This is a genomic window from Psychrobacter sp. S4(2024) (assembly GCF_036861305.1).
GTDB classification, from domain to species: Bacteria; Pseudomonadota; Gammaproteobacteria; order Pseudomonadales; family Moraxellaceae; genus Psychrobacter; species Psychrobacter cryohalolentis.
In genome coordinates, this window is the sequence record NZ_JAZAQR010000003.1 from 99,593 (window position 1) to 126,573 (window position 26,981).

Genomic DNA, 26,981 nt, shown 5'->3' on the forward strand with positions numbered 1-26,981 from the left:
AATGTAAAACCTTTATATCAGTGCTAGATGCTGATATTAAAATAAATAGGATAATAGTGGTAAGGATAAATGCTGAATGAGGCGTTGATATGATAGATTAAAGCAAAATACCTTGCTCATTGGCAATTTGCGCAATCAGCTCATAAGCAATGCTACCTTTAAAGGGTATTTTTGGCAGCTTTGATAGATCAAAAAAATCTGCATGTGATAGCTCATCTTCTTGTATAACGATATCGCCATCTGCATAAGATGCTCGAAAGCCCAACATCAAATTAGACGGAAACGGCCATGGTTGACTGTTCACATAGCGAATATCGGACAAGCTAAGACCCACTTCTTCTGCCACTTCGCGTACCACAGCATGCTCTAGACTTTCACCTACTTCTACAAAGCCTGCAATCAAACCGTATAGTAACGGTTGGGGCGACTGTAATAAATGAGAGGCTGTTTCTTGCTGACCGTAACGATGATGATTAGCCAATAAAATTTGCATTTCACCCGTTTTCGGGTTGGGTCGAGTAATGGCGGTAATGACGCAGGGCTGTACACGCGGATACTGACGCAATCGACAAACGTCACAAACCATGGCACGCTCGCCGCATTTGGCAGCTACAGTGCGTGCCGCGCAGCGACTACAAAACCGTGTATCTGCTTGCCAACGAAGTAGTTGTATGGCTTGGCTAAGCTGAGCAGCTAATGCTATGGGCAGATGCGTGATAAGCTGTCGATAAGGTATAAAAGTGTTAATACTGTTCTCTACATTGCTAATAACGCTACTATCCAAGTCACTACTTGTTAATTCATCACTGTCTAAAATACTGGGCAAGGCGATATTATGTGCTATTGCATAATCATAAGTGATAGCGCGGCTTGCTTGTACAGTGACAGCATTAGCGTTATCAGTATCATCTACATCACTCGGCAGCCAGCTATTGGGCGCTACGCTATCAAACAATGTAACCTGTCCTAATTGATAAGCTTGCTCACTACTGACATCAGAGTGTGCTAGCTCAACCTGTAAAGGCCACCAGCCATTAGGCGTTTGACGACATAAGATCGTTTCATCAGATAGGACAAAGGCGCAGATCATCATATAGGTTTCCAAACGGTCAAAGACAAGCTCATATCAGCTTGTCTTTGTATAAAAATTTACATAAACGATTAAGCGGCAAGCAATTGGCTTAAGCTATGCTGACCAACATCCAATGCTTGTTTGCTGACAGGGCGATTGTTCTCGAAACCGTCTAGATGATGGTCAACTGCCATGATAACATCAGCAATATAAGATAAGGTGCCATCATCGATACGATTACCACTATTGATACGTTGCTGTAAATAATTTGCCAATTGACTGAGCATACTGGCAGGCGTTGGCAATTGCAAGAAGCGCACCGCACCGCTTACTTGACGCAGCATTTCAGGGGTATTTTGAATATTAAGAATATCGCGCTCAGGCTCCGCAAGGTAGTCATTGATTGCTTGTTCAGCACTGGCAATTGCCGTACGACTCTCTTCTATCAAGGTATCATAAGCGGTATTCAGCTGATGTAGTGAGATATGAGGATTGTTCAACGGCAGATAAATTGCACCTGGAGTATGCATCTCAGCCATGGCGATGGTCGCGTTTTCTGCATGCATGAGTGCCAATAATAAATGATCAAAATCTTCTGGAGTAGGCGAGCGCCATGTGCTGACGGCTTCTGACGCTTTAATCAGGCTATTGGCGGCATTAGATAGACCAAGAAGATGCAACGCAGAGCTTAAAGTAGTGATTTCTTCAATAATTTGCGAGGTCTGCATATCGACTGGATTGATTGAGTCGCCACGGGCATAGCTGTCGACATTTTCTTTAATCGTATTGATTTGAGTCTGGATAATGATATTCAAAGTATCCGTCAGCTCACGGTTTGGACCAAACAAGAAGCGCTCCATCTGCTGGCGCTGTGGATCTTCTAAACGGTTGGCGGCGTATTGATCGCGCAGCATTTTTGCCGCGTCAGTATCACGTTGTCCGGCAAAACTGACCAAATCAGCAAAACGCGTATCCATGACAGGCAGATAGTTTTGGAATTGCTGCTCAACATAAATAAGCGTGTGCTTTTGAGTGACATTAAGCGGCAGGATGGCTGCGATATCAGTGACCGCAGCGGACGCTGCTTGCCAAAATAGACTGCTGGTATTTTTCGCTATCAAAGCACAGGCAGCTGACATAGCATCCAATTTTTGCTGATCATCTTGATTGATGTTGCCATCCTGATTGACCAAAGTAACGCCAAGCCCACTACGATAAGCATAGGTCAGTAGCTCTTGATCAAGGTTGAGCTCATTTAGCGGCTGAAAATTCTTTTCAGGATTGGCGATAATGACGCTACTATTACCAAAAGCAGAAAAATAATCAGCAGCAATAGGCGCTATTTGGCTATGAGTATTCAGCTTATTAATAATAGGTAGTAATAAAGCAGGCTCTACCGACTCAGTCAGTAGCACAAATTCAATATAACGATCAAGCGTCATGATCGCTTCGGACAGATCCATGATTAAGTCAATATCACTATTGTCGCCACTGTCATAAAGCTCCTGTAAACCGTGTACAATCGCATTATTGAGTGCCTCTGCACCCACCAAAGATATCAGCTCAAAAATACAAGAAAGCTGTTTTAATACAATAATAGAGTCTAATAATAAGGGCGCTTGGCTATTGTCGTCATTAAATTCGCCTAAATGAATCTCAGTATCTTTGAGTATGACCTTGACCTCATCGTGCAATAAGTGCAGCGATGGCAAATTAAAGTCAGTAACGCTAAGCGTTGGCGCGGTCAATTTTATTTGCGTAGAGTGGTTCATAATTATTTTTTCCATAAGATACTGACGAAAATAGCAAATAGTTAGAGAGTAAATTAAAAAATAGCGCTAGATAAGGTTTTACTTTTTATCGTTATAATAATCAAGACTATATTCTCTAATCGCCAATATAAGAAGCGATTTTAAAGACGGTTACATTTTGGCTTTTAGATCAGGATATTCTTCTGCAAGCGATGTATACCAGCTTTGATTGGCGCTCTCATCAGTAGGTGACTCAAGCAATAAAGCCGCTAAATTGGCAAAGCTAGCATGGGCTGTGTGTCCGCCATCCGCTTGCGCGTCATCCTCAATGCCTAGCGTTACCTGTCCGCCAGTCATCGCCAGATAGACTTCAGCTAAAATCTCTGAATCTAGTAATGCCCCGTGAAAAGTACGGTCTTGCTTGCCCACATCTAAACGACGCACGAGCGCATCCAAGGTATTCTTTTGTCCAGGATATTGCTGCTTTGCCATGACCAGCGAGTCGGTTACTTTTACGCGCTCGGCAAAGTCATGCATACCAACTTTGGCAAACTCCATATTTAAGAAGTTCATATCAAATGAAGCATTATGAGCGATGACTTCTGCACCGTCCATAAAATCATAGAGCGACTGCGCGACTTGGTCAAAGGTTGGTTTGTCCGTTAAAAACGCTTCAGAAATACCGTGAATTCGAATAACTTCTTCATCCATACCGCGCTGTGGGTTGATATAGACGTGGAGCTTTTCGCCGGTGAACTTACGTCCGATCATCTCTACAATACCGACTTCGATAATGCGATCGCCTTTTAGCGGATCAAGACCGGTGGTCTCAGTATCCATAATGAGCTGACGATCTGATTCATGACGATGGATTGGCTTGGGTAGCAGCGGTATAAAATACGGATTGGCACGGCTGGTATCACCATCGAATTTTGGCGTATCTGCTTCAACATTAGTAACCATGTTGGACGCATGGTTATTGATGCTTGTGTCAATCAAGGGCGTCTTGGCGTCTGGCATTTCTATAGCACTCATTGAATTGGTGGCATTGTACGGACTAATATTTTCTTCAGCGAAAGCATGAGTATTTATTACACTGTCATTATAACTTTGATTCTCTAGTAGTTCGGCATCAAGCTCATCATCCATCATATCAAAACCTAATGGATCAAAATTTAGCCAATCATCGCTGCTTGATGGCTTTTTATCAGCCATTATTGGCTCTTTTTTTTTAGTACTATCTTGAACGTCTGTTATCAAATCTTCACTACGTGAGGTCACACCTAGGTTCGCAAGCTCATCCGCTTTTTCATTACCAGCATGTCCAGCATGACCTTTGACCCAATGCCAATCAACATCGCGTCGCTGACAGAGCTCATCGAGTCGCTGCCATAGGTCTTGATTGGCGACGGGTTTTTTACTGGCCGTTTTCCAGCCTCTTTTTTTCCAACCTTCAATCCACTCAGTGATGCCTTTTTTGACATAACTTGAATCTGTCCAAATCTCGAGTTTCTGCTCATGTGAGCTATGAGTAAGCGCTTGTATCGCACCCATCAATTCCATACGATTATTGGTTGTTTCTTTATCGCCGCCATAAAAATCCTGCGTCCGTCCATCACTAAATATCAGATGAGCGCCCCAGCCACCAGCACCAGGATTGCCTTTACACGCGCCATCTGTGTAAGCAACCGTAGTGTCTGCTTTGGCAGCCAATGGGTTTATGGCATTACTGGTGTTAAATGGCTGCGCTGCGCTGCGATTTTCTGACATAAAAATTTACTGACCTAATAGAGAATAAATACAGGATATAGCGAAGCGATTTCACTGATATATTGGAGGTTAATTCTAGCTACCTATGTTGGAATTGAGTATAACAAATCCAGCGTTAATAGGGGCAATTGCCATGCACAAAAAACCAAAAACAGATATCCTAATAGTAAGCTTATCGTTTTCTGTTAAAATAGAGCGGTTGTAAGGATATGTCTAGCCAGACATTAACTATAATTTGCTTAACTAAAGCTTTCAATGCTCGAATTCAGGATTACCCTATGATGTCATTAGCCTCAAAATCTTCTTCTAAAAATCTTAGCCATTTGATGATTGCGATGGCTGCGAGCAGTATGCTGCTTTTGAGCGCTTGTAATGATAGTAATACTCAAGCGGATACCAAAAAGGTTGAGAAGGTAGCAGATTTATCTATCTTTGAGGGCTGTTACACCGTCAGTCATGATGAGCCGGCGCAAATAAAAGTCAGCCAACAGGGCGGCGCATGGGTCATGCAGATGAAAGAGCCTGCAAGTGCCAAACGTGTTTGGGATGATGCTGAGCCGTTAGAGGTGATTGAAAATAGCGACATACCACAGTTTTTCTCTATAGACCCTGATAATGTCGATGCGGTGATTGGTCGTCCGGATAGAGTGTTGGTATTAGCTCATGTTAAGCCTGTTTATGCCAATATCGACCCGCTACTTGATAGTGAGTACTTGTCTTATATCTATAAAGGGGCAAACACTATTTATAGAGTCGAATGTGATGACGTTAATACTGATATTTTGTCCAATCCTCATGCCAATATTGTCATTGATAATGTTAAAGAGACTATTTAGTTAGGTATTATCAGTCAATACTACATATCTGTTATTTATGATAAAAAGTGCTTTTTTATCAATACAATTTTGTTATAAACCGTCGTATCATTAGAGTCAGGTAATATGAATTTTTTTAGTTATGTGGTGTTGGGTGGATTTTCTTATGCGGCTGGTTGGGCGATAAGAACCTATGTATTAAACAAAAAACCTGAACCTGAGCAGCCTTACAATCTTAAGCATCCAGTTATCTTGGCATATTTGGGCGGGTTCTTTATTGTTATGCTGATTGTCTCATGGCTCATCGGTCGCTACGTGCTTGGACATACCACTATTGATTTGCCGTTCATCGTTATAAACAGCCTCGTTGCGACCTTTGTCTATTCGTTCGGTCTCAATCCAGAAAAAGCCCGTTATGATGTGCCGGATTAATGGTTTATTAGATAGGTAAACTCCATAAAGATATGGTTGCTCTCATATAAAGACACGGTCAATGTGTACCTCATTGACCGTGTCTTTATAACAAATGCTATATTAAGTTATGCTAGGTATATCACTTAATATAGATGACTAAATAGCTATGACGACTTTTTAGTATCTACCTTATCGTCTTCCGCTTTAGACTCTTCGTCTTTATCTGCTTTTTCCGTACTTTTATCTTTGAGCTTTTTATTAGTAGGCTTTGAGTCTTTATCTTTAGATGCGCTTTGTTTATCCTTCCAAGTTTTGTATTTCAATAAATCCTTTTCCATGAGCTTAAGACAGAATTTTAGTACCAAGGCATCATCGATTTGACCGATAAAGGGGATAAAGTCTGGAATAAGATCAATAGGGTTTATAACATAGAGCAGACCAACCACTGCCGCTGAAATAGTTTTATAAGGGATATTACGATAGTTACCTTGGTAGTAGTCTTTTACCAAGCTCATGAGCAATAGTAAATCCTTGGTATAACGCTCAAGACCACGACCGTTTTCAAGTTGGTCTTTTATTTTGTCTTCTTTACCCAAGATGAGTCTAATACTATCCATTAGGCTTTTATTGTCTTTCTCTTCGTCAGCCATGCTTATGATCCTTTTGTATCAGTATGTATTTATGGTTTATTGCGATTAATCGTTCTTTACTATAACAAGAGTAGCGACTTCATCCAAATAAGACGATGGGTGATTCTGTATTGTTTTGTTGACTAGCCTAACAATGGGTTGAGCTGCCCTAGACAATCTTAAACCAAATTGCCGTCTCAACTTCCGTTATAATGCAATGTTTCAAAGATAAAGGCTTAGCGCATGTTAAATGAAATCGCGTGCATTTAAACCATCAATGCTAAAGAAGTATCCTTGTTAAACAAGCATTAACTGAATAGTACAAAAGGTAAAATAATGACCAAGATATCTTCTGGACTTAATCGTCGTCAGTTTTTACGTCAAGTCGGAATCAGCGCAGGGGCAGGGCTGTTAGCGACCCAAAGCATCACTCAAGCACTGGCTGCTAATACGACTGAGCAAGATAACAGCACGCAACTGACCAAAGATGATTTGCCATCAGGACAGGCATCACAACAAGCAGCGGCCGAAACATTGCAGGCGCAAACGAGTTGTATCACGCCGAATATTGAGACTCGGCTTTTTGCCAGCTCTAATGTCGGTGGTAGTGACGAGCGTAATGAATTGGCGTTAGATCGCATGGCTTGTGCAGGTTTTAAAGTCGATAATCCTACGATTACCACTCGGCAGTATTTGCGCTTTGCAGGTACGGATTCGCAAAGAGCAAGTGATCTGCAAAATATCGCCACGGGTGCGATCAAAGCGCCAAAGCTGCTACTTGGTGTACGCGGTGGCTATGGTGCTGTGCGTCTATTGCCAATGGTTGATTGGTCAACGCTGGGACGCATTATGAAGGAGCGTGGCACGATACTGGCGGGCTTTAGTGATGTGACCGCTATTCAGTGTGCGCTACTGGCAAAAGGAGGCATGAGCTCGCTTGCCGCGCCGATGCTTTATAGTGAGTTTGGCAAAACCAAACCCGACCAAGTCAGCTGTCGACAATTTGTGGAAGCATTAACCAATCCAAATCTGGCTATCAACATACCAGACGCCTCTTTAACCAGTCCGAATTTACTGAGTATCTTGGCGACCTCTGAGCCAAAAACGATAACGGGCACTATGTGGGGTGGCAATCTGAGCGTGGTGTCAGCGCTGGCAGGCAGTGAGTATTTGCCACGAATTGCTGGCGGTATCGTATTTTTAGAAGATGTCGGTGAGCAAGCCTATCGTATTGAGCGCATGCTGTATGATTTGTATTTAGCAGGCGTATTTAAAGATCAGCAAGCCATCGTGTTTGGCGCGCTATCGGGTAGCGGTGAGGATAGCTATGACAAGCGTTATGATGTCGCCACCGTAATTCGTCAATTGCATAAGCTGACAGGATTGCCGATTTATAGCGGCATGCGCTTTGGTCATATTGGACAAAAGCACAGCTTTCCACTTGGCGCGATGTGTCAGATTAGTCCAAATACAGTCGATGGCTATCAGTTAGTATTTAGTGATTATCTAACGATTAAAGCCGATGCCATTCATGTCGAAGGCTTATGGCAATAAAATTTAGGTCTATAGTCGAATCTAAATAAATCAGATACGTAACTATCAAATCGCTCAATGAAAAGTTGTTTTTCTTGCGTGCTGTGCCTACGCCGACAGATGCTGCGAAAAACAACTTTTCGTCTCGCTGTATCGTTTTTATATCGAATTAATTATATAAAATTGTTGCTGTGATACATTTGTTGCAGCAACGTATTACTTCTAAAAAATCTACTATAAAGTTAAATCGCCAAGCGTGAAAATTTATCCTGATATTCTTTCGGGGTCAGTTCAGTAGCGCGTTTAAAAAGCCTAGTGAATGAGGAAATATCATCGTAACCAACTTGCTCCGCTAACGATTTTATCGTCACATCGCCCAATTCCAGTAAGCGCTTTGCCTGCTCAATTCTGACTGCTTGAATATACTCAATCGGGCGCATCGCAACGCAGGATTGAAAGCGTCTATTTAACGTGCGTGGGGTGATATTTACCATGGCTGCCAAGCCGCTAACTTGAATAGATTGCTTGAAGTTTTCCTCGATAAACTCTTGTACTTGTTTAACCAGTTGATCTGAATGTGGTTTATGCAACGTCACATTGGTATAGCTGTTTTGATTGCCTCTTTTACTATCAATAATCTGGGTTTTTGCCACTTGGGTAGAAATCTCACGCCCACAATAACGCTCTATCAATAGCAATCCCAAGTCATAAAAGGCGCTACCACCTGCCGCACAAAATATATTGCCTGATTGGTGTGCTGAATCACTTTTTGGCTGGCTTTTTGATTGGTTCTTTGATGGATTCTTTGATTGAGTGACAAATTGATTCTCTTGCAAATCAACCAGTGGAAAATCTGCCTTAAACTTACTGGCATAGCCCCAATGAGTAGTCGCTACTTTGCCATCGAGCAAGCCTGTTTTTGCTAAAAAGAAAGCCCCGCTACAATTACTAGCGATATCCGCTTTGGTATTTGCCAGTCGCTTTATGTGTGGAATTAAATCGCTATTTTGACTCAGTACTTTATCGATTGAATCGCCAATGGTTGGAATCAATAGTAAGTCGCACTCTGTGACTTCCTGAATATCGCAATGCGCTTGCATAATTAAGCGATTACTACATCTGATATCTACACCGCCCAGACTAGCAATCTGCACATTAAATCTGGGTTCTACTTCCTCATCCAAAAAGCGTTGCCAGCTGACCCCAGTAAATGAAAATAAATCCAGCGCCCCAGCTAGTACGCTGCCAAGCACGCCATCGAAACCAACAATGATGACTTTAAACGGTTTGAAGTAGGGCATGATTGTGTAATTTCCTTTAGAAACGCTTATTGAAAATAACGTTTTCCATCTAATTTTTCTAAGAATAAGTGTTATTTATGTCTTATTTGACCATAATTATGTCATAAATGACAATACGGCAAGGCGAAAAATTAGATTAATATCGATGCATCACCAAATTTAATGAGTTAACGAGAATACTATGGCAGCAGATACGCTTATCAATGACTTTGAGTTACCGTTTCAATTATATGATGTATTGGGCACTGAACATTTAACCGAGCATCCAAAATTTGCAGAACATAGCCGCGAAACTTTTGATGCGGTACTCGACACCGCCAATAAAATCGCGACTCAGCTATTTTTACCGCACAACCACGTAGCAGATAAAAACGAGCCACAGTTCGATGGCAAAAAAGTCAGCATGATAAGTGACGTAAAAGTTGCCTTTGATGCGTTTCGTGAGTCGGGCTTCATCGCTGGTCGTTATAGCTTTGGCGATGGTGGCATGCAATTACCCGAAACGGTTATGACCGCAGTGGCAGGCTATTTTATGGCGGCCAACCCATCAACGACGGCTTATCCGTTTTTGACCACTGCAGCGATTAATGTTATCTCACATTTCGCCAGTGATGAGATTAAAAATGCCTTTATGCCGCGCATGTTGACGGGTGAATTTACCGGCACCATGGCGTTAACTGAGCCACATGCTGGCTCATCGCTTGCCGATATCAAAACCACTGCCGTCAAACAAGACGACGGTTCTTACCGCGTAAAAGGCAGCAAAATTTATATCTCAGCGGGTGATCACGAATTGTCTGACAATATCGTGCATTTGGTACTAGCCAAAGTGCCGGGCGGTCCTGGTGGCGTCAAAGGCATTTCTTTATTTGCCGTACCTAAGTATCGTCTAAATAATGATGCATCGGTTGGCGAGCGCAATGACGTGCATTTAACGGGTCTCATTCATAAGCTGGGTTATAGAGGCGCGACTTCTACCGCATTAAGCTTTGGTGATGCAGGCGAGTGCTATGGCTATCTTATCGGCGAAGAGCATTTCGGCTTGCGCTACATGTTTAAGATGATGAATGAAGCGCGCATCGCGGTGGGCTTTGGTGCTGCGATGATTGGCTATCGTGGTTATCAATACTCGCTTGATTATGCCAAAGACAGAACGCAGGGCAGAATTGCACCGAATAACAAACCTGAAGACGCGGCAACGGCGATTATTAATCATGGTGATGTCAAACGTATGTTGCTTGCGCAAAAAGCCTACAGCGAGGGCGGCATATCACTCTGTCTATATGGCTCAAATCTGATTGACCGTATCAATACCTGTGAAGATGCAACACTAAAAGCTGAGCTATCAGAACTGCTAGATTTATTAACCCCAGTATTAAAAGCATGGCCCTCTGAATATGGTCCAAAAGCCAATGATTTAGGCATTCAAGTATTGGGCGGTGCAGGCTATACGCGCGAGTATCAAGCCGAGCAATTTTGGCGTGACAATCGTCTTAATCCCATTCATGAAGGCACAAATGGTGTGCAAGCGTTAGATTTGTCATTCCGTAAGTTATGGCAAAACAAGGGTCTTGGTATTCAAATTCTCAAACGTGAAATCACTCAAGACTTAGAAAGTATCAGCACACCAGAAACCGCCAAACTTGCCGGTAAATTGATGCCTTATATGGGTCATTTGCATGAAGTGTTGGTGCATTTAAGCAAAATCCTGCAAACGGAAAAAGCACTAACGCTGACTGGCAACGCACAAGCACTAATGAATATTTTTGCCTCTATCGTGGTCAGCTGGATTTGGATTCGCCAAGCTAGCAAAGCGGAACAGTTGTTAAGTGATACAACCGACGTTGAGAAACAAAACTTCTATCATGGCAAACTACAAGCAGCAAAATACTTTATCGATTGGGAATTGCCGTTAATCAATCGCGATATCGAACTGTTAAATAATGACAATGCGGTATGTACCAATATGCAAGCAGAATGGTTTTAAGTGACTGTTTGGAATGTTTTCAACATAAGAACATGCCTGAATAATACGACCAATGTGATGCTGGAATGAATTTTTCGAAACCTCTGGAGTGCAAAGCGCACAGCAAGCGAGAAAAATTTATCCCAGAAGAACGCTTTTTAATATATTTGTCTTATTTTGAATAAACTCTTTTTAAGTAAACGATACCAATGGCTTTTTATAAAAATTTAAAGGAATAAATAATGACAACAATGAATAAGCAGTGGCGCTTAAAAGAACGACCTGTTGGCGCACCGAGTGCGGAGACTTGGGATTATACTGAGTCAGAACTACCGACCATCACAGACGGTCAGTTACTGATAAAAATTGAATATATCTCGATGGATCCAGCGATGCGTGGCTGGTTAAACGATGCCAAATCTTATATCGAACCGGTACAGATTGGTGAGGTGATGCGTGCGGGTACCGTGGGCGAAGTGATTAAAAGTAAGCATGAGAAGTTTGCCGTCGGCGATTATGTCTGTGGTCATAATGGCGTGCAGTCGTATGCGGTCAGTGACGGTACTGGGTTATACAAAGTCGATCCAAACCTTGCACCCTTATCTTATTACTTAGGCGTGCTCGGTATGCCGGGTATGACCGGTTACTTTGGCTTATTAAAAACTGGTCAACCAAAAGCTGGCGAGACAGTCGTTGTTTCTGGTGCTGCGGGTGCGGTTGGTGGCTTAGTTGGACAAATTGCCAAACTAAAAGGCTGCAGAGTCGTTGGTATCGCAGGCGGTGCTGAGAAATGTAAATTCTTAGTCGATGAGCTAGGTTTTGATGCTGCGGTAGATTATAAAAATGAGGATGTCAAAAAAGGCTTAAAGCAAGCCTGTCCAAACGGCGTCGATGTCTTCTTTGACAACGTAGGCGGCGATATCTTAAATGACGTCCTCACGCAAATTAATCTGCGCGCGCGTATCGTGATTTGCGGTGCGATTAGCCAATATAACAACACCACAGCGGTAAAAGGGCCGTCAAACTATCTGTCATTATTGGTCAATCGTGCCCGTATGGAAGGCATCGTTGTCTTTGATAATATCAAAGAGTATCCAATCGCGATGAAAGAGATTGCTGGCTGGATTCAGTCAGGTGATATGAAAGTAAAAGACCATATCGTTGAAGGTATCGAGACGTTCCCTGATACTTTGATGATGCTCTTTAAAGGTGAAAATTTCGGCAAACTGGTACTTAAGGTAGAGGGATAAATCATGACACTGAATACAAATGGAATTGCATCAGACGTAGCCAGTAACGTTTCTGGTAAACGTATTTTAATCACGGGCGGTGCGTCTGGCATCGGTGCGGCAAGTGCATTATTGTTAGCCAGTCGCGGCGCAAAAGTCGTTATCGGTGATATGGCCGAAGAGATGGGCGCAGCCGTTGCCAAGCAAGGTCAAGATGCTGGCAATAGTATCGTCTTTAAAAAGGTCGATGTCACTAGCGGTGATGAAGTACGTGCATTGTTTGCCTTTGCCATGGAAACGCTGGGTGGTCTTGATGTCGTGGTAAATAATGCGGGCATCGACCATCAGCCTGCACCGATGCATGAGCTAAGTGATGATGATTTTGACCGTAATATTGCCGTTAATCTAAAAGGCGTCTGGCATTGCATGCGTGCGGCTGTTACTTGTATGGCAGCCAATGGCGGCGGTCATGTGATTAATGTCGCCTCTATCGCAGGGCTGCGTTCTGCACCATTACTGTCAGCGTATAGCGCCGCGAAGCATGGCGTGATGGGACTGACGAAGTCTGCTGCTCATGAATATGCGCGCGTCAATATTCGTTTTAACGCCGTTTGTCCAAGCTTTATTGATACGCCAATGGTACAAAATACCATGGCGAAGATGGGCGAGCGCGCGCAAAAAGCAACAATTAATGCCAGCCCGCTACGCCGTTTAGGGACAGTTGATGAAGTATCCGGTGCGATTGCATGGCTGGCGAGCGATGAAAGTAGCTTTATGAATGGTCATGCGTTTACCCTTGATGGTGGCATGTTGGCTTAATAGTCAAATAACTGCTAAATCATTACGGTGTTAGCCTCGCTCGATGTACTATGCGTACTATCTACGCTCGGCTGCCTTGTAATGGATTTGCAGTTTTTTGACTATAATTTATTAAGTATCTACGATAAAAGACTGAATAGCTAATTCAAAACATAAGGAATAATAATGAAAGATTTATTTGATTTAACGGGTAAGATTGCTTTGGTCACAGGTGCTAGTCGCGGTATTGGCGAATCTATTGCACGCTTACTAGCTTCTAGAGGCGCGCACGTCATTGTCTCTAGTCGCAAGATTGATGCTTGCCAAGCGGTCGCCGATAGCATTGTCGCTGATGGTCACAAAGCCAGTGCCTTTGCGTGCCATGTCGGAAATATGGATCAGATTGATGCGATTTTTGAGCACATCAAAAGTGAGTTCGGTCAAATCGATATCTTGGTCAATAATGCCGCTGCCAACCCTTACTACGGGCATATCTTAGATACGGACTTAGCGGCTTTTGATAAAACTGTCGAAGTCAATATTCGTGGTTATTTCTTTATGTCGACGGCAGCAGGCAAGATGATGCGCGAGCAGGGCGGCGGAGTAATTTTAAATACGGCTTCGGTCAATGGCTTAGTCGCGGGTGACAAGCAAGGCATTTATTCAATCACTAAAGCTGCTGTCATTAGCATGACCAAATCTTTTGCCAAAGAATGTGGCCCATTAAACATTCGTGTTAATGCGCTGCTGCCTGGTCTGACCGATACTAAGTTTGCCTCAGCATTGACTACCAATGATAAAGTCTTAAAAATGGCGCTCCATGCGATTCCATTAGGACGCGTGGCTAATCCTGACGAGATGGCTGGCACGGTATTGTACCTAGTGTCTGACGCCTCAAGTTATACCACGGGCGCAACGATAGTCGTTGATGGCGGGATGTTGGCTTAGTTAGCCGTTCGCCCTCTAAAAGTAGAGCCATTTCTAAAACCGTATGCTGATAAATGGCATACGGTTTTTTATTTGGTTATAGTAAGTACTAATATTTTAAGTAACATTGTTTGAAATAATAGTATTTAAGGAAGGAATAAAGCATGCAAGCATCTATTGTTAAAAAATTTTCCAATATCAAAACATGGTTATTCGTTCCAGCCACTCGCATAGATAGAGTGGAAAAAGCCTTTGCCAGTGGGACAGATGCAGTGATTGTGGATTTAGAAGATGCGGTTGCTACAACGGACAAAGTGCAAGCTCGCAAAGATTTACAAGTTTATTATAATAGTCAGGCTTATCAGCCGATTTGGGTACGCATCAATAAAGCAGGTAGCGAGGAGTTTTTCAAAGACGTGGTGTTATGTCAGAAAATGCCCAATCTCGCTGGCGTGTTACTAGCCAAAGCTGAGCAAGCATCAGATATTGAAAGTGTGCATCAACTTACGGATTTGCCCGTCATTGCATTAATAGAGACAGCGCTTGGTTTATATCAAATCGATAGTATGGCAAAATCTGCTGGACTGCTTGCATTTAGCTATGGGTTTTTAGATTTATGCAATGATTTACAGGTGCACGTAGGTACAGCGGCAGCAGATGTTATTGCCAATCAAATTCGTTATCAGCTTTTACTCACATCAAAAGTACATCAATTATTAGCGCCTATTGATACAGTTTATACTGATTTTAACGATGGTAAGGGGCTTGGGCAGCGAGTGCAATTATGGTCACAAATGGGCATATCCGGAATGCTTTGTATCCATCCAAAGCAAGTAGCAACTGTTAAGCAATCTCTGCAACCGACTGACGCCGATATTGAGTTTGCAAGACGTGTGATAGAAGAATACGAGCGGAGCGGGCAAGCGGTATTTAAAATAGCAGGTCAAATGGTCGACGCGCCCGTAATTGAGCGCTGCCGTCAGTTGCTGAGTTCATAAGATGTTTTTTAATAGAATGCGCTCTAACAGACTAAAACAGCAAAAAAGGCGCGGTACGACTGGCTTTTGATTTTGCGACTTCTGCTGGTGTGCCTTCTGCCACAATAAGACCGCCCTCATCACCAGCGCCCGGCCCAATATCGATAATCCAATCACTGTTACTAGCGACTTGCATGTCGTGTTCGACCATAATCACAGTGTTACCAGCGTCAACGAGTCCGTTCAATTGTGCCATCAATAGCGACACATCCGAAGGATGCAGGCCAGTTGTTGGTTCATCAAGGATATAAAGCGTGTCTCCTCGTTGTGTTCGTTGCAGTTCGGTGGCAAGCTTAATGCGCTGTGCTTCGCCGCCCGAAAGCTCGGTCGCGGGTTGACCAAGCCTGAGATAGCCAAGCCCGACTTTTAGCAACGCGTCTAATGCTCGTAGGATAGGTGCTTCTTCTACAAAGAATTCATAAGCAGATTCGACGGTGAGATCGAGGATTTCAGCGATGTTTTTGTCTCGATAAGTGATCTCAAGGGTTTCATCATTGTAGCGTTGCCCATGACACACTTGGCATGGCGAGTAAACACTCGGCAGAAATAGTAGCTCAACACTGACAAAACCAACACCTTCGCAATTTGGGCAGCGGCCTTTTTTAACGTTAAACGAGAAGCGACCGGCATCGTAACGTCGTGCCTTTGCTGCTGGCGTTGCGGCAAATAATTTGCGCACATGATCGAACAGGCCGGTATAAGTGGCAAGGTTTGAGCGCGGCGTACGACCGATGGCTTTTTGATCGACGGTCACCAGTCGACTCACATGTTCCATACCATCAGCAATCTTACCACTGGTCTGAGTTTCTAGCTCTTGCTCTAGTAAATCAGCTTCGCCAGTCGGTGCTTCGATGATTGTCTTCTGCCCTAATTCACTATAAATGAGATCGACCAGCGCTTGACTGACTAGGCTTGATTTGCCCGAACCTGATACGCCCGTCACCGTTGTCATCACTCCCAATGGAAACGCAACATCTAGCCCTTGCAAGTTATTGCGTTCGATATTGACCAGCTGTAGCGAGGCTTTTGCTTTTCTTGGGGTATGCTCAACCGCCCCGTCAGTCTCAAAAAGATACTGTCCTGTGCGTGATTGCGCAACGTCCCGCAAGCCTGCTACAGGGCCACTGTAAATAACTTCGCCGCCATGGGTTCCAGCCTTTGGCCCCACATCGACAATCCAATCGGCGTGCCGAATCACGCTGACATCATGCTCAACAATAAATAACGAGTTACCAGCCGCTGTCAGCTCATCCAATGCGCCCAATAACGCTTGAGTATCGGCAGGATGTAATCCAGCAGACGGCTCGTCAAGCACATAGACCACACCAAACAGTTTAGAGCGAATTTGGGTAGCAAGTCTTAGGCGTTGTAGCTCACCCGGAGACAAAGTAGGTGTAGTACGTTCAAGTGACAGATACCCTAAGCCTAGTGTGGTCAGAGCCTCAACTCGAGACAGAATGTCACTGGCAATACGTTGAGCAACGATGGCCTTTTCTCGGTTTGGCATGTTGTCAGTTGGTTTGGTCTTGGCAGCATCCTGAAGTTTGAGTGCCATTTCAGTCAGGGTTAATTGAGACAGTTCACCAATATCAAGACCCGCGAACTTCACCGATAGCGATTCTTTTTTGAGTTTTTTGCCATGGCATTCTGGACATTCAGAAATTTGCATAAACTGGGAAACGCGCTTTTTGGTACGCGGACTTTGAGTGCTAGCAAAAGAGTGCAAGACGAAATTCTTTGCACTGGTAAACGTCCCTTTATAATTGGGCTTTTCGCCTTTTTTAATCGCCTCGCGTACTTGTTCAATGTTGTACTCTGGATAGACAGGGACTGCTGGTGTGTCATCGGTAAAGAGAATCCAATCGCGGGTTTTTTGGGGCAGGGTATTCCACGGCTTATCAATATCGTAGCCCAGTGAGGTCAGTATACGGCTTAGGTTTTGCCCTTGCCATGCAGGCGGCCAAGCAGCAATGGCGCGTTCGCGAATGGTTTTGGTATTGTCAGGAACTAGTAATTCTTCTGTCACCTCAAACACGCGGCCAATACCGGAGCAAGTAGGGCAAGCGCCATCTGGCGTGTTTGGAGAAAACGCGTCGGCGTAGAGTATGTCTTGACCAGCGGGGTATTCGCCCGCTCGTGAGTAGAGCATGCGCAAACCATTTGAAATCGTCGTCACGCTACCGACCGATGAGCGTACAGATGGCGTACCTCGTTGTTGTTGCAGGGCGACGGCAGGTGGTAAGCCTTCTATCGAATCGACGTCAGGCTGATCCACTTGATCAATTAACCGTCTAGCATAGGGCGATACGGAGTCAAGATAGCGATGTTGCGACTCAGCAAAAAGAGTACCAAATGCCAGTGAAGATTTGCCTGAGCCTGATATACCCGTGAATACCACAAGGGCATTACGTGGCAAGTCAACATCGACGTTTTTTAGATTGTGAACCCTTGCGCCTCTGACTTGGATGCTGTGAGCAGGGTCGCAAGCGATATTTTTAGTGGCATTGTCATCAACTTTTGCAGTGGGTTTTACTTTTTTATTTTTAGTGGTCATAAAACAGTTATTCCTATCAAATCGTATTTTTAGCTTTATTTTGAAAAAGACGGGTAAAGTTTTGGCCAAGAAACTGCTTGCTAAATAATTAGCTAATTAAGCAATGTCTTGGCTTAAGCAGTATCTTGGCAACTTAAAACCATCCTAGCATGTCAATATCGAATCCTTAGATAGGCTTACGCTTTACAGACAGATGACAGACATAGCAATGCCAAACAATAACATTTATAAGGTTTCATCTCTGAATTTCGGCTTGTAAGTTTTGAAAAACTGCTTTTAAGACATGCGGATTTTTGAAGTGGGAGAGCTGGCAAGTGGCGAGGTAGCTGATAATGGTTTATCATTAATCATAACTATCAATTATTTATAAAAGCATCCTATGATTTTTATCAGCAATACCATTAGTTTAAATGACAGTGACGTAGAGATTAGCGCCATACGTGCGCAAGGCGCAGGCGGGCAAAACGTCAATAAAGTCTCTTCTGCGATTCATTTGCGTTTTGATATCCATGCTTCAAGCTTAAGCGATGTCATTAAGCAGCGTTTGCTTGATAGTAAAGATAGCCGAATTACCAAAGAAGGCGTGCTCATTATTAAGGCGCAGCAATTTCGTACCCAAGAACGTAATAAAATTGATGCGTTTGAGCGCTTACAAAGTTTTATCACCAAAGCTACTTACGTCAATAAAACACGCAGGCCGACCAAACCGAGCAGAAATGCTAAGCGTAAACGTGTCGATCAAAAAACTCAGCGCGGTAAAACAAAAGTATTACGCGGTAAGGTGGATTTTTAAATAGACTGATTTGAAGGTGGATTTTCACAATTAATCAAAAAGCAAAATGCCAGCCCATCTAAGTGGCTGGCATTTTTTTGTGCGCTGAATGAACTTTGGTTAATCTGCCCTTAGCTAACCAAGTCTTCTGCTTAACTCAGGAAAGCGCTTTATCATAAATAGCATCAGTAGCAATGCCATAACCGCGATAGCCGCCCCTACATAGCCCACGCTCGATAGTGAAATATGCGTTACTGCATAGCCTCCGAACAGTGCACCCGTCCCAATGCCTAAATTGATAATCCCTGAAAACATCGACATCAGCATGTCTTGTGCATTGACATCGACCATGATGACCTTGGCTTGCATGGAGATGATAAGCAGCATGAGCGCCGCGCCCCAGAGTAGGGCAATCAAGCTGAGCGCCCATATTGAGGTTACCGCAAATAACAGCATGAGCATAGACAATAGTATCAGTATCGTCGATATCAGCATTAATCTGGTATTGAATTTATCACCCCAACGACTGAAAATTACACTACCCGCAATCCCTGCGACACCGAACAATAGCAGCACAATAGTCGCAGCGTTTTCACTGATTGCCCCAACCTGCCGCATAAAAGGTTCGATATAAGAGTAGGCGGTATAGTGTGCGGTAAAGACAAGCAAAATAAGTACATATAGGCTGACCAATAAAGGGTTTTTGAGCAACTCTGGAATCTTTCTAAAAGACCCTTCAAACATACTAGGCAGCGTGGGCAACAGTCTCATTTGCAGAATAAATACGATAAGGGCAAGCCCGCCAATACCACCAAAAGTCGCGCGCCAGCCAAACCATTGACCGACCACGCGTCCTAAAGGCACACCCAAGACCATCGCTAATGACGTACCAGTCGCAAGCACACTAAGCGCCAGCGCCTTTTTGCCCTCTGGTGCCACACGTATCGCAATCGCTGCGGTGATGGACCAAAATATCGCATGCGTGAGCGCAATGCCAACTCGGCTGATGAGCAGCACTTCAAAGCTCCAAGCAAATACTGACAACACATGACTGGCAATAAATACCGCAAATAACGCCAACAGCAAACGCTTGCGCTCAAAGCGACTGGTCAGCAGCATCAATGGCAATGACATGGCCGCGACAATCCACGCATACAGGGTCAACATCCAGCCCGTTTCTGCCGTGGTTATAGAGAAATCTTGGGCGATGTCGCTTAATAGGGCAACAGGGACAAATTCGGTGGTATTCATGATAAAGGCGCTAACCCCCATCAAAAATACTTGGAAATACTGAGTGCGGCGAGCTTCTGAGCTCACCTCAAGGTTATGTTTCATATGATCCAACGGTCAGAAAGAATGCTAAAAAATTAGCGTAAAAACGGGGCAGGAAGTGAGATGTTCATAGAAAAGCTAAGCAAGATAGCAAGTCAATGGCTTTAGTTAAAGGGGTTTTTTGCTAATGTCATTAATGCTTAGCCTTTTAATGATAAATACTGACTTCGACAATAGGTTTATCTGGTTTGTCAAAATGGATAAATCAGAGGATAATTCCAAACAATATCATACTTATTTAGAAGTTATATTATGCTCATCAATGCAGAATTTTCATGCCGTGCTGCCTTAGCACCTGAACACTATCAGTGGGTCCAATCACCACAAAACGGCGTCGAGCGCGTGATGCTTGACCGAGTTGGCGCCGAAAAAGCACGTGCTACCAGTATCGTACGCTATGCCCCTGAGTCAAATTTTCCGCATCATCTGCACCCAGGTGGCGAAGAGATTCTGGTATTGTCAGGCACTTTTTCTGCGGATAATAGTGATTATCCTGCTGGTTGGTATCTACGCAATCCACCGACTTCAGGGCATCAGCCTTATAGTCATGAGGGGGCTGTTATTTTTGTCAAACTTTGGCAGATGACAGTCGACGAGACCCGTCATGTCGCTATCGATACCAACGATGCTGACAACTGGCAAGAACAAGGCGGCCGTGAGGTTTGCCAGTTATACTCGGATGCAAAGGAGCAGGTGAGCTTGCAACGTATCAATGCAGGTGAGGCATTGTTTGCAGATACCATCGTAGGAGGTGCTGAGCTATTGGTGCTAGAGGGTACTTTGATAGAAGCGGGACAGAGTTATCAGCGCGGTGGTTGGATACGTCTGCCTGTCGATGCGATATCGCAAGTAACAGCAGGAGAGAATGGCGCCACGGTTTATCTAAAAACTGGACATTTATCACAAATCATCGGAATCGATGTTCACTGAGTTTATAAGTACTGTTGAGAAAAATAACATGAAAAAAGCATCGGTAGCGATTATTGGCGGCGGTCTAAGCGGCGTGTATGCGGCTTATTTATTGGAGAAAAAAGGCATCGATTATGTGCTGTTAGAGGCGCGTCCGACGCTAGGTGGTCGTATCGTTACTGCGAAATTTTCGAGAGATAATAAAAATATAGATAGCTTTGATTTGGGGCCTTCTTGGTTTTGGCCAGACTATCAGCAGCAGTTGGCGCATCTTATTGCAGAACTGCAATTAGAGACCGTAACGCAGTTTGAAGACGGCGATATGATGGTCGAGCGCACGCCTGATATGCCTGCTATTCGTACCCACGGCTATAAAAGCGAGCCACCATCCATGCGACTTAAAGGCGGTATGGCAGCATTGATAGAGGCTCTGTATCTTCATCTTGATGCCTCACGTATTTTGACTGGCCAAATCGTATATCAACTTAATCATGCTGGTCAATATATTGAACTTACTAGTAAAGATATATCTGAGCAAGTAATGACTTGGCAGGCACAACATGTGCTGTTAGCGCTACCGCCACGTTTGGTACAAGAAAGCATTACGTTTCAACCTGCTTTACCTTCCAATCTAGCTGTGCAGTGGCAGCAGACAGCCACTTGGATGGCGCCACACGCCAAATATGTGGCGGTTTATGACACGCCTTTTTGGCAAAAACAGGGTCTTTCTGGAGCGGCGAGAAGCGCCCAAGGTCCTATGGTTGAGATTCATGATGCTTCGGTGACAGACGGTAGTGGTGCGCTGTTTGGTTTTATAGGTGTACCTGCAGAAATACGTCAAAATATTTCTGAAGCCCAATTAAAAATCCATTGCCGTGCACAGTTGGTAAGACTGTTTGGTGTAGAGGCAGAGAATCCTAAAAGAGAATATCTCAAAGACTGGGCGCAAGAACCGTTTACAGCGACTGCTACTGACGCGAGTGGCAATGGTCAACATGCGTCAGCACCTGTGTCTAAAGCAACATCTGGCGTATGGGAAAATTGTCTGACGGGTATTGGCAGCGAATGGTCAACACAATTCCCAGGTTACCTTGCTGGGGCGATTGATGCCGCTAGCATAGGGACGCTAAACCTTCCTGAGTCAATCTTGACTTAATTAATCCTGCTTATACCAATATAAAGAACCGCCTCTAAACAGTCGTTTTTGGATCAGCTCTTTCCTTTCTATACGGTCGTTTCGCTCTTTATAGTAAGGAAAGGTTCGAGCTTAATGCAAAGTGCGGTGCGTCAAGTAAAGCCACATTATCATTCCGCCTTATCATTCCGCCTTGCCCCTATAATTCCATCTAGCCTTATCTCATCTAAAATAAACAAAATACATATTAACCCTTCACATTGCTAGATTATTTCTATAAAATACCGACCGTGTGGTTTCTTTAATGTATATACATTATTAATATGTGCTCAATTTGAGACAGGTATCCTAATTATGAGTCCTACCACGATTGCTTACGGTTACCTTGCCATTGCTATCATTTGTGAAGTCATTGGCACCACCTTTTTAGCTAAGTCAGAGCAGTTTACGCGTTTGGTGCCGACAGTGATTATGGGTGTGCTCTACGCCATCTCGTTTTACTTATTGACACAGACTATCAAGACCATACCGCTTGGTATCGCTTATGCGTTATGGGCTGGACTTGGGATTGTATTGACCTCATTGGTAGGCTTGGTGTTTTTTAAGCAAACACTGGATACAGCAGCGGTTGTTGGTATTGCGATGATTGTGGGCGGTGTCGTCGTGATGAATTTACTATCTAATTCTGTCGGGCATTAGTTGTGCATCTGGAGATAAAAATGGAAGCTGAAAACGCGCATAAGCGCAAAAAACAACCAGAAGTAGTACGTCGGGCATTACTTGACCAAGCGGCACGCATCACTTTAGAGCAAGGTTTGGCCAAGGTGACCTTCCAAGCGGTTGCTGATGCAGTCGGAGTAACCAAAGGCGGCGTGATGCATCATTTCACCACCAAAAACGCCTTGGTCATGGAAGTATTTCATGACGCGATGAAAAAGTTTGAGCTAGAGGTTGACGCGGCTATGGCAAAAGACCCTGTACGTTTTGGCTCTTTTACCCGTGCTTATATCAATGCCACGATTAGTTTGGGCGAAAAAGGGCAGCATGAGTTCAATAGCCAAGCGACATTATATGCATTGATGCTAGGCGATAGTGAGCTACGTGACTTATGGGCAGAGTGGGCAAATGTACAATTAAAGAAACATGAAGCAACCGACAATACCGAAACACTATGTATGGTGCGTTTAGTCGCTGATGGTATTTGGCTCTCTGATTTTTCAGGAATTAATATCTCAGATAAAACATCCATTCATAAACGCTTGATAAGCATGACGCAATCTGAGAAAGAGTAAGAGTAAGACGCTGCTCTCAACTGATTTATCGAAGAAGCGTTTTTTATTATAGAAGCATTGAACAAACAGCTTATAGAAATAGACGAGATAAATTTATTTTAAATACTTAACCCATGACGAGATTATTTGGTATTAACTTTTTTATAAAGCTTTTGCCAGTCGTCGTAAGGAGAAAGAACACATGACAGATTCAAAAACAGTGCTAAATAACTTAACAGACATTATCGACTTAGAACAAGTTCAAACTGCTTATATTAACGGCCGTTACCTAGCTATTGATGACTCATTAACTACCTTTGAAGATATCAATCCAACGACGGGTGAAGTGCTAGCAACCATTCAGCAAACGACTGATGAGCAGATTAATGAAGCGGTAAAAGCGGCACAAAAAGGTCAAAAAGTTTGGGCAGCACTGACAGCAGTTGAGCGTGGTCGAATTCTATCAAAGGCGGTTGAGATATTACGCGAGCGCAACGACGTACTGGCATTGCTCGAAACCAAAGACACAGGTAAAGCTTACTCTGAAACCAAATATGTGGATATCGTCACTGGTGCGGATGTCGTTGAATATTATGCGGGTCTGGCACCGATGATTGAAGGTCGTCAGATTCCACTACGTGATACCAGTTTTGTCTATACTCGCCGTGAGCCACTTGGCGTAGTCGCTGGTATTGGTGCATGGAACTATCCGATTCAAATTGCGATGTGGAAGGCCGCACCGGCACTAGCTGCGGGTAATGCAATGATTTTTAAGCCATCAGAAGTGACACCATTGACCGCATTGAAACTGGCAGAAATCTTGACAGAAGCAGGTTTGCCAGATGGCGTCTTTAACGTCGTACAAGGCAATTATAAAGTGGGTGAGGCATTAACTCAGCATCCTGATATCGCAAAGGTATCGTTTACCGGTGGCGTACCGACGGGCAAAAAAGTCATGTCGAGCGCGGCATCATCGTCTCTTAAAGACGTGACATTAGAGCTGGGTGGCAAGTCGCCATTAATTATCTTTGATGATGCGGACATCGATACAGCTGCGGACATCGCAATGATGGCGAACTTCTATAGCAGTGGTCAGGTATGTACCAATGGCACGCGTGTGTTCATTCCTAAAGCCATGCAAGCTAAGTTTGAGCAAGCGATTTTGACGCGTGTTGAGCGTATTAAGCTCGGCGATCCAATGGATGAAAACATCAACATGGGCCCGCTAGTCAGCTTCCCGCATATGGAAAGAGTACTTGGTTATATCGAGCAAGGTAAGGCAAGTGGCGCACGACTGCTAACAGGTGGTGACCGTGTGACGACAGGCGAATTGGCAAATGGCGCATTCGTTGCTCCGACGGTATTCACTGACTGCAGCGATGATATGACTATCGTGCGCGAGGAAATATTTGGCCCAGTGATGTCGATATTGACTTATGAGACTGAAGAAGAAGTGATTCGCCGTGCTAATGATACCGAATATGGATTGGCAGCTGGTGTCGTGACTGCTGACTTGACCCGAGCACATCGAGTCATCGCTCAAATTGAAGCGGGTATCTGCTGGTTAAATACATGGGGCGAATCAGCCGCTCAAATGCCAGTCGGCGGTTATAAGCATTCGGGTATTGGCCGCGAAAACGGCATTGAAGCCCTTGAGCATTATACGCAGACCAAATCTATCCAAGTAGAGCTTGGCAAGTTTGAATCGGTATTTTAATCACTTGTGCTGTGAAACTTTTAAAACGGTAAGGTTTGCGTATTAGGACTAATTTGTCCTTTTGGCACCGCCTTACTGATATGAAATGATGGATTTTTTAATATTATGGAGCGTTTTATGATATCAACCACACCTGAGTATGATTACATCATCGTCGGCGCAGGCTCAGCAGGCAATGTGCTGGCCACGCGTTTGACCGAAGATGCCAACATTAAGGTGCTGCTGCTAGAAGCGGGTCGTCCAGACCATCGCTTAGATTTTCGTACGCAGATGCCAGCGGCGCTCGCCATGCCGTTACAAGGAACGACTTATAACTGGGGCTACAAAACCGATCCTGAGCCGAATATGAATAATCGTGTGATGGACTGCGGTCGCGGTAAAGGACTTGGCGGCTCATCATTGATTAACGGTATGTGTTATATCCGTGGTAACGCACTAGATTTTGATGATTGGTCTGAGATTAAAGGCTTAGAAGATTGGACGTATTTGGACTGCCTGCCTTATTTTAAAAAGTTAGAAAACCGCGATGCTGGCGAGAATGACTATCATGGTGTGGGTGGTCCTGTTGAGATGACCACTTCAAAACCAGGGGTCAATCCACTGTTTCAAGCGATGATTGAAGCAGGCGTGCAAGCTGGCTATCCAAGTACCAACGATTTAAACGGCTATCAGCAAGAAGGCTTTGGGCCGATGGATCGCTTCGTGACGCCTAATGGTCGCCGTGCTTCAACGTCCCGTGGCTATCTGGACCGTGCTAAACCGCGCAGTAATATTACGATTTTGACGGGTGCACTGACCGATGTGATTTTATTTGATGGTAAGCGTGCTATCGGTGTCAAAGTCGAGCATCAAGGTCAAACCAAGAACTTTCATGCCTCTCGTGAAGTGATTGTGTCATCAGGTGCGATTGCTTCACCGCAATTATTGCAGCGTTCTGGTATTGGCCCCGGTCAATGGCTAAAGGATTTGGGTGTTAATGAAATTATGGATTTGCCGGGTGTTGGTAATAACCTACAAGATCATTTAGAGCTGTATATGCAGTATGAATGTAAGCTGCCAGTGTCGATTGCACCTGCCAATAAATGGTGGAATAAGCCAGCCATCGGTGCGGAGTGGCTGTTCAACGGCACGGGTCTTGGCGCGTCAAATCAGTTCGAAGGGGGCGGTTTTATTCGCACGGATGAAAAATTCACCCACCCTAATATTCAGTACCATTTTTTGCCATTGGCTGTACGTTATGATGGTCGTAGTGCCGTGAAGTCTCATAGCTTCCAAGCACACGTGGGCTCATTACGCTCGCCAAGTCGTGGTCGTGTCAAGCTGACGTCGAAAGACCCAAGTGCTCATCCAAGTATCTTGTTTAACTATATGTCTCATGATCAAGATTGGCAAGAGTTCCGTGCTGCCATGCGCATCACTCGTGAGATTATGCATCAGCCAGCGCTTGACCCTTATCGTGGTCGCTCGATTGCACCAACGGATGATTTAGTGACTGATGCGCAGTTGGACGAATATGTCCGTAATCACAGCGAGACGGCTTATCATCCCTCTTGTACCTGTGCGATGGGCGAAGACAATGATTCGGTCGTCAATGGTGAAGGTCTGGTACATGGTATCGATGGCTTGCGCGTGGTTGATGCGTCAATTATGCCAAATATCATCAGTGGCAATCTAAACGCGACGACTATTATGTTGGCAGAAAAAATCGTTGATAAAATGCGCGGTGTGCAGTTGCCACGTTCGACGGTAGATTATTATGTCGCTAATGGTGCACCGCTCAGAGCAGAGCCGATGCGGAGTTATAGTTCTACGGTATAAGCGGTTGAATCATCAATTATATAAGACAGTTTTAATAAGAAGGCCTTTTACAGTAAAGGTCTTTTTTATCAGCGCTAACGTTTAAGAAGATGAGTGCCGTTAAGGCCGCCTCTGTTTATCGTTTGCTTTGCTATTTTTTCACATTGTTGATTTAGCAAATTTCATTTATTGGTACTGCTTTGTGCGTCATGCAGTTATTTGTATGTCATGTGGTTATCAGTCATAAGATTA

22 protein-coding genes are annotated in these 26,981 nt (G+C 44.1%); 15 read left to right on the top strand and 7 right to left on the bottom strand.

Going from position 1 to position 26,981, the window contains the following annotated elements; genetic code table 11:
- Positions 1–97 precede the first annotated feature (97 nt).
- From nudC to dnaQ, 3 genes are all read right to left on the bottom strand, one after another.
- Positions 98–1,093 carry an NAD(+) diphosphatase gene (gene nudC / locus VLA57_RS08375; protein ID WP_133105354.1) on the bottom strand — a complete coding sequence of 332 codons (996 nt, stop codon included), beginning with the start codon at positions 1,091–1,093 and terminating at the stop codon, positions 98–100.
- Between the two features lie 68 nt (positions 1,094–1,161).
- Complete coding sequence (locus VLA57_RS08380; RefSeq protein ID WP_333954805.1) at positions 1,162–2,844, bottom strand: hypothetical protein; 1,683 nt, start codon at positions 2,842–2,844, stop codon at positions 1,162–1,164.
- Between the two features lie 150 nt (positions 2,845–2,994).
- Positions 2,995–4,593, bottom strand: coding sequence for a DNA polymerase III subunit epsilon (gene dnaQ, locus VLA57_RS08385; RefSeq protein ID WP_133105356.1), 1,599 nt, complete (start codon positions 4,591–4,593; stop codon positions 2,995–2,997).
- Positions 4,594–4,871: 278 nt separating this feature from the next.
- On the opposite strand from dnaQ, the gene VLA57_RS08390 reads away from it, so the two are divergent.
- Complete coding sequence (locus VLA57_RS08390) at positions 4,872–5,429, top strand: hypothetical protein (RefSeq protein ID WP_133105357.1); 558 nt, start codon at positions 4,872–4,874, stop codon at positions 5,427–5,429.
- A 105-nt stretch (positions 5,430–5,534) separates the two neighbouring features.
- Complete coding sequence (locus tag VLA57_RS08395; protein ID WP_133105358.1) at positions 5,535–5,840, top strand: hypothetical protein; 306 nt, start codon at positions 5,535–5,537, stop codon at positions 5,838–5,840.
- A 146-nt stretch (positions 5,841–5,986) separates the two neighbouring features.
- Here VLA57_RS08395 and VLA57_RS08400 read toward each other — a convergent pair whose 3' ends face one another.
- Positions 5,987–6,472, bottom strand: coding sequence for a YkvA family protein (locus tag VLA57_RS08400; RefSeq protein WP_133105359.1), 486 nt, complete (start codon positions 6,470–6,472; stop codon positions 5,987–5,989).
- Positions 6,473–6,787: 315 nt separating this feature from the next.
- On the opposite strand from VLA57_RS08400, the gene VLA57_RS08405 reads away from it, so the two are divergent.
- Complete coding sequence (locus tag VLA57_RS08405) at positions 6,788–8,005, top strand: LD-carboxypeptidase (RefSeq protein WP_133105360.1); 1,218 nt, start codon at positions 6,788–6,790, stop codon at positions 8,003–8,005.
- Positions 8,006–8,226: 221 nt separating this feature from the next.
- On the opposite strand, the gene VLA57_RS08410 is transcribed toward VLA57_RS08405, so the two are convergent.
- A complete protein-coding gene (locus VLA57_RS08410; RefSeq protein WP_133105361.1) occupies positions 8,227–9,285 on the bottom strand; it encodes a GlxA family transcriptional regulator in 1,059 nt (352 codons plus the stop codon).
- 181 nt (positions 9,286–9,466) lie between these two features.
- On the opposite strand from VLA57_RS08410, the gene VLA57_RS08415 reads away from it, so the two are divergent.
- The 5 genes from VLA57_RS08415 (at position 9,467) to VLA57_RS08435 (ending at position 15,203) form a co-directional block, all read left to right on the top strand.
- Positions 9,467–11,272 carry an acyl-CoA dehydrogenase gene (locus VLA57_RS08415; RefSeq protein WP_133105362.1) on the top strand — a complete coding sequence of 602 codons (1,806 nt, stop codon included), beginning with the start codon at positions 9,467–9,469 and terminating at the stop codon, positions 11,270–11,272.
- Positions 11,273–11,493: 221 nt separating this feature from the next.
- Positions 11,494–12,501 (top strand): NADP-dependent oxidoreductase, encoded by a 1,008-nt coding sequence (locus VLA57_RS08420; protein ID WP_133105363.1) that lies wholly within the window; start codon positions 11,494–11,496, stop codon positions 12,499–12,501.
- 3 nt (positions 12,502–12,504) lie between these two features.
- On the top strand, positions 12,505–13,299 hold the full coding sequence (locus VLA57_RS08425; RefSeq protein WP_133105364.1) for an SDR family NAD(P)-dependent oxidoreductase: 795 nt from the start codon (positions 12,505–12,507) through the stop codon (positions 13,297–13,299).
- Between the two features lie 165 nt (positions 13,300–13,464).
- The gene (locus VLA57_RS08430) at positions 13,465–14,226 is read left to right on the top strand and encodes an SDR family oxidoreductase (protein ID WP_133105365.1); all 762 of its coding nucleotides are present in this window, start codon (positions 13,465–13,467) and stop codon (positions 14,224–14,226) included.
- 143 nt (positions 14,227–14,369) lie between these two features.
- The gene (locus VLA57_RS08435) at positions 14,370–15,203 is read left to right on the top strand and encodes an HpcH/HpaI aldolase/citrate lyase family protein (RefSeq protein WP_133105366.1); all 834 of its coding nucleotides are present in this window, start codon (positions 14,370–14,372) and stop codon (positions 15,201–15,203) included.
- A gap of 31 nt (positions 15,204–15,234) precedes the next feature.
- On the opposite strand, the gene uvrA is transcribed toward VLA57_RS08435, so the two are convergent.
- Positions 15,235–17,796: an excinuclease ABC subunit UvrA gene (gene uvrA / locus VLA57_RS08440; protein WP_133105367.1), complete on the bottom strand. Its 2,562-nt coding sequence runs from the start codon at positions 17,794–17,796 to the stop codon at positions 15,235–15,237.
- A gap of 379 nt (positions 17,797–18,175) precedes the next feature.
- Here uvrA and arfB point away from each other — a divergent pair, with 379 nt between their 5' ends.
- Complete coding sequence (gene arfB / locus VLA57_RS08445; protein ID WP_133105368.1) at positions 18,176–18,589, top strand: alternative ribosome rescue aminoacyl-tRNA hydrolase ArfB; 414 nt, start codon at positions 18,176–18,178, stop codon at positions 18,587–18,589.
- 114 nt (positions 18,590–18,703) lie between these two features.
- Here the strand turns inward: arfB and VLA57_RS08450 are convergent, their stop codons facing one another.
- Positions 18,704–19,903 carry a sugar transporter gene (locus VLA57_RS08450; protein WP_133105369.1) on the bottom strand — a complete coding sequence of 400 codons (1,200 nt, stop codon included), beginning with the start codon at positions 19,901–19,903 and terminating at the stop codon, positions 18,704–18,706.
- 249 nt (positions 19,904–20,152) lie between these two features.
- Here VLA57_RS08450 and VLA57_RS08455 point away from each other — a divergent pair, with 249 nt between their 5' ends.
- From VLA57_RS08455 to betA, 6 genes are all read left to right on the top strand, one after another.
- Complete coding sequence (locus VLA57_RS08455; protein ID WP_133105370.1) at positions 20,153–20,830, top strand: cupin domain-containing protein; 678 nt, start codon at positions 20,153–20,155, stop codon at positions 20,828–20,830.
- A 28-nt stretch (positions 20,831–20,858) separates the two neighbouring features.
- The gene (locus VLA57_RS08460) at positions 20,859–21,965 is read left to right on the top strand and encodes a flavin monoamine oxidase family protein (protein WP_227673002.1); all 1,107 of its coding nucleotides are present in this window, start codon (positions 20,859–20,861) and stop codon (positions 21,963–21,965) included.
- Between the two features lie 333 nt (positions 21,966–22,298).
- Positions 22,299–22,643, top strand: coding sequence for a DMT family transporter (locus VLA57_RS08465; RefSeq protein WP_011513213.1), 345 nt, complete (start codon positions 22,299–22,301; stop codon positions 22,641–22,643).
- A gap of 20 nt (positions 22,644–22,663) precedes the next feature.
- On the top strand, positions 22,664–23,236 hold the full coding sequence (locus tag VLA57_RS08470; RefSeq protein WP_133105372.1) for a TetR/AcrR family transcriptional regulator: 573 nt from the start codon (positions 22,664–22,666) through the stop codon (positions 23,234–23,236).
- Positions 23,237–23,417: 181 nt separating this feature from the next.
- Entirely contained in the window at positions 23,418–24,932 is a 1,515-nt protein-coding gene (gene betB, locus VLA57_RS08475) for a betaine-aldehyde dehydrogenase (protein ID WP_133105373.1), read from the top strand.
- Between the two features lie 117 nt (positions 24,933–25,049).
- Positions 25,050–26,750, top strand: coding sequence for a choline dehydrogenase (gene betA / locus VLA57_RS08480; RefSeq protein WP_133105374.1), 1,701 nt, complete (start codon positions 25,050–25,052; stop codon positions 26,748–26,750).
- Positions 26,751–26,981: the final 231 nt, after the last annotated feature.

What these genes read in the sequence shown, in the direction of transcription:
- nudC (WP_133105354.1), bottom strand. Translation starts at nt 1,093, where the DNA reads ATGATGATCTGCGCCTTTGTCCTATCTGATGAAACGATCTTATGTCGT.
- VLA57_RS08380 (WP_333954805.1), bottom strand. Translation starts at nt 2,844, where the DNA reads ATGAACCACTCTACGCAAATAAAATTGACCGCGCCAACGCTTAGCGTT.
- dnaQ (WP_133105356.1), bottom strand. Translation starts at nt 4,593, where the DNA reads ATGTCAGAAAATCGCAGCGCAGCGCAGCCATTTAACACCAGTAATGCC.
- VLA57_RS08390 (WP_133105357.1), top strand. Translation starts at nt 4,872, where the DNA reads ATGATGTCATTAGCCTCAAAATCTTCTTCTAAAAATCTTAGCCATTTG.
- VLA57_RS08395 (WP_133105358.1), top strand. Translation starts at nt 5,535, where the DNA reads ATGAATTTTTTTAGTTATGTGGTGTTGGGTGGATTTTCTTATGCGGCT.
- VLA57_RS08400 (WP_133105359.1), bottom strand. Translation starts at nt 6,472, where the DNA reads ATGGCTGACGAAGAGAAAGACAATAAAAGCCTAATGGATAGTATTAGA.
- VLA57_RS08405 (WP_133105360.1), top strand. Translation starts at nt 6,788, where the DNA reads ATGACCAAGATATCTTCTGGACTTAATCGTCGTCAGTTTTTACGTCAA.
- VLA57_RS08410 (WP_133105361.1), bottom strand. Translation starts at nt 9,285, where the DNA reads ATGCCCTACTTCAAACCGTTTAAAGTCATCATTGTTGGTTTCGATGGC.
- VLA57_RS08415 (WP_133105362.1), top strand. Translation starts at nt 9,467, where the DNA reads ATGGCAGCAGATACGCTTATCAATGACTTTGAGTTACCGTTTCAATTA.
- VLA57_RS08420 (WP_133105363.1), top strand. Translation starts at nt 11,494, where the DNA reads ATGACAACAATGAATAAGCAGTGGCGCTTAAAAGAACGACCTGTTGGC.
- VLA57_RS08425 (WP_133105364.1), top strand. Translation starts at nt 12,505, where the DNA reads ATGACACTGAATACAAATGGAATTGCATCAGACGTAGCCAGTAACGTT.
- VLA57_RS08430 (WP_133105365.1), top strand. Translation starts at nt 13,465, where the DNA reads ATGAAAGATTTATTTGATTTAACGGGTAAGATTGCTTTGGTCACAGGT.
- VLA57_RS08435 (WP_133105366.1), top strand. Translation starts at nt 14,370, where the DNA reads ATGCAAGCATCTATTGTTAAAAAATTTTCCAATATCAAAACATGGTTA.
- uvrA (WP_133105367.1), bottom strand. Translation starts at nt 17,796, where the DNA reads ATGACCACTAAAAATAAAAAAGTAAAACCCACTGCAAAAGTTGATGAC.
- arfB (WP_133105368.1), top strand. Translation starts at nt 18,176, where the DNA reads ATGATTTTTATCAGCAATACCATTAGTTTAAATGACAGTGACGTAGAG.
- VLA57_RS08450 (WP_133105369.1), bottom strand. Translation starts at nt 19,903, where the DNA reads ATGAAACATAACCTTGAGGTGAGCTCAGAAGCTCGCCGCACTCAGTAT.
- VLA57_RS08455 (WP_133105370.1), top strand. Translation starts at nt 20,153, where the DNA reads ATGCTCATCAATGCAGAATTTTCATGCCGTGCTGCCTTAGCACCTGAA.
- VLA57_RS08460 (WP_227673002.1), top strand. Translation starts at nt 20,859, where the DNA reads ATGAAAAAAGCATCGGTAGCGATTATTGGCGGCGGTCTAAGCGGCGTG.
- VLA57_RS08465 (WP_011513213.1), top strand. Translation starts at nt 22,299, where the DNA reads ATGAGTCCTACCACGATTGCTTACGGTTACCTTGCCATTGCTATCATT.
- VLA57_RS08470 (WP_133105372.1), top strand. Translation starts at nt 22,664, where the DNA reads ATGGAAGCTGAAAACGCGCATAAGCGCAAAAAACAACCAGAAGTAGTA.
- betB (WP_133105373.1), top strand. Translation starts at nt 23,418, where the DNA reads ATGACAGATTCAAAAACAGTGCTAAATAACTTAACAGACATTATCGAC.
- betA (WP_133105374.1), top strand. Translation starts at nt 25,050, where the DNA reads ATGATATCAACCACACCTGAGTATGATTACATCATCGTCGGCGCAGGC.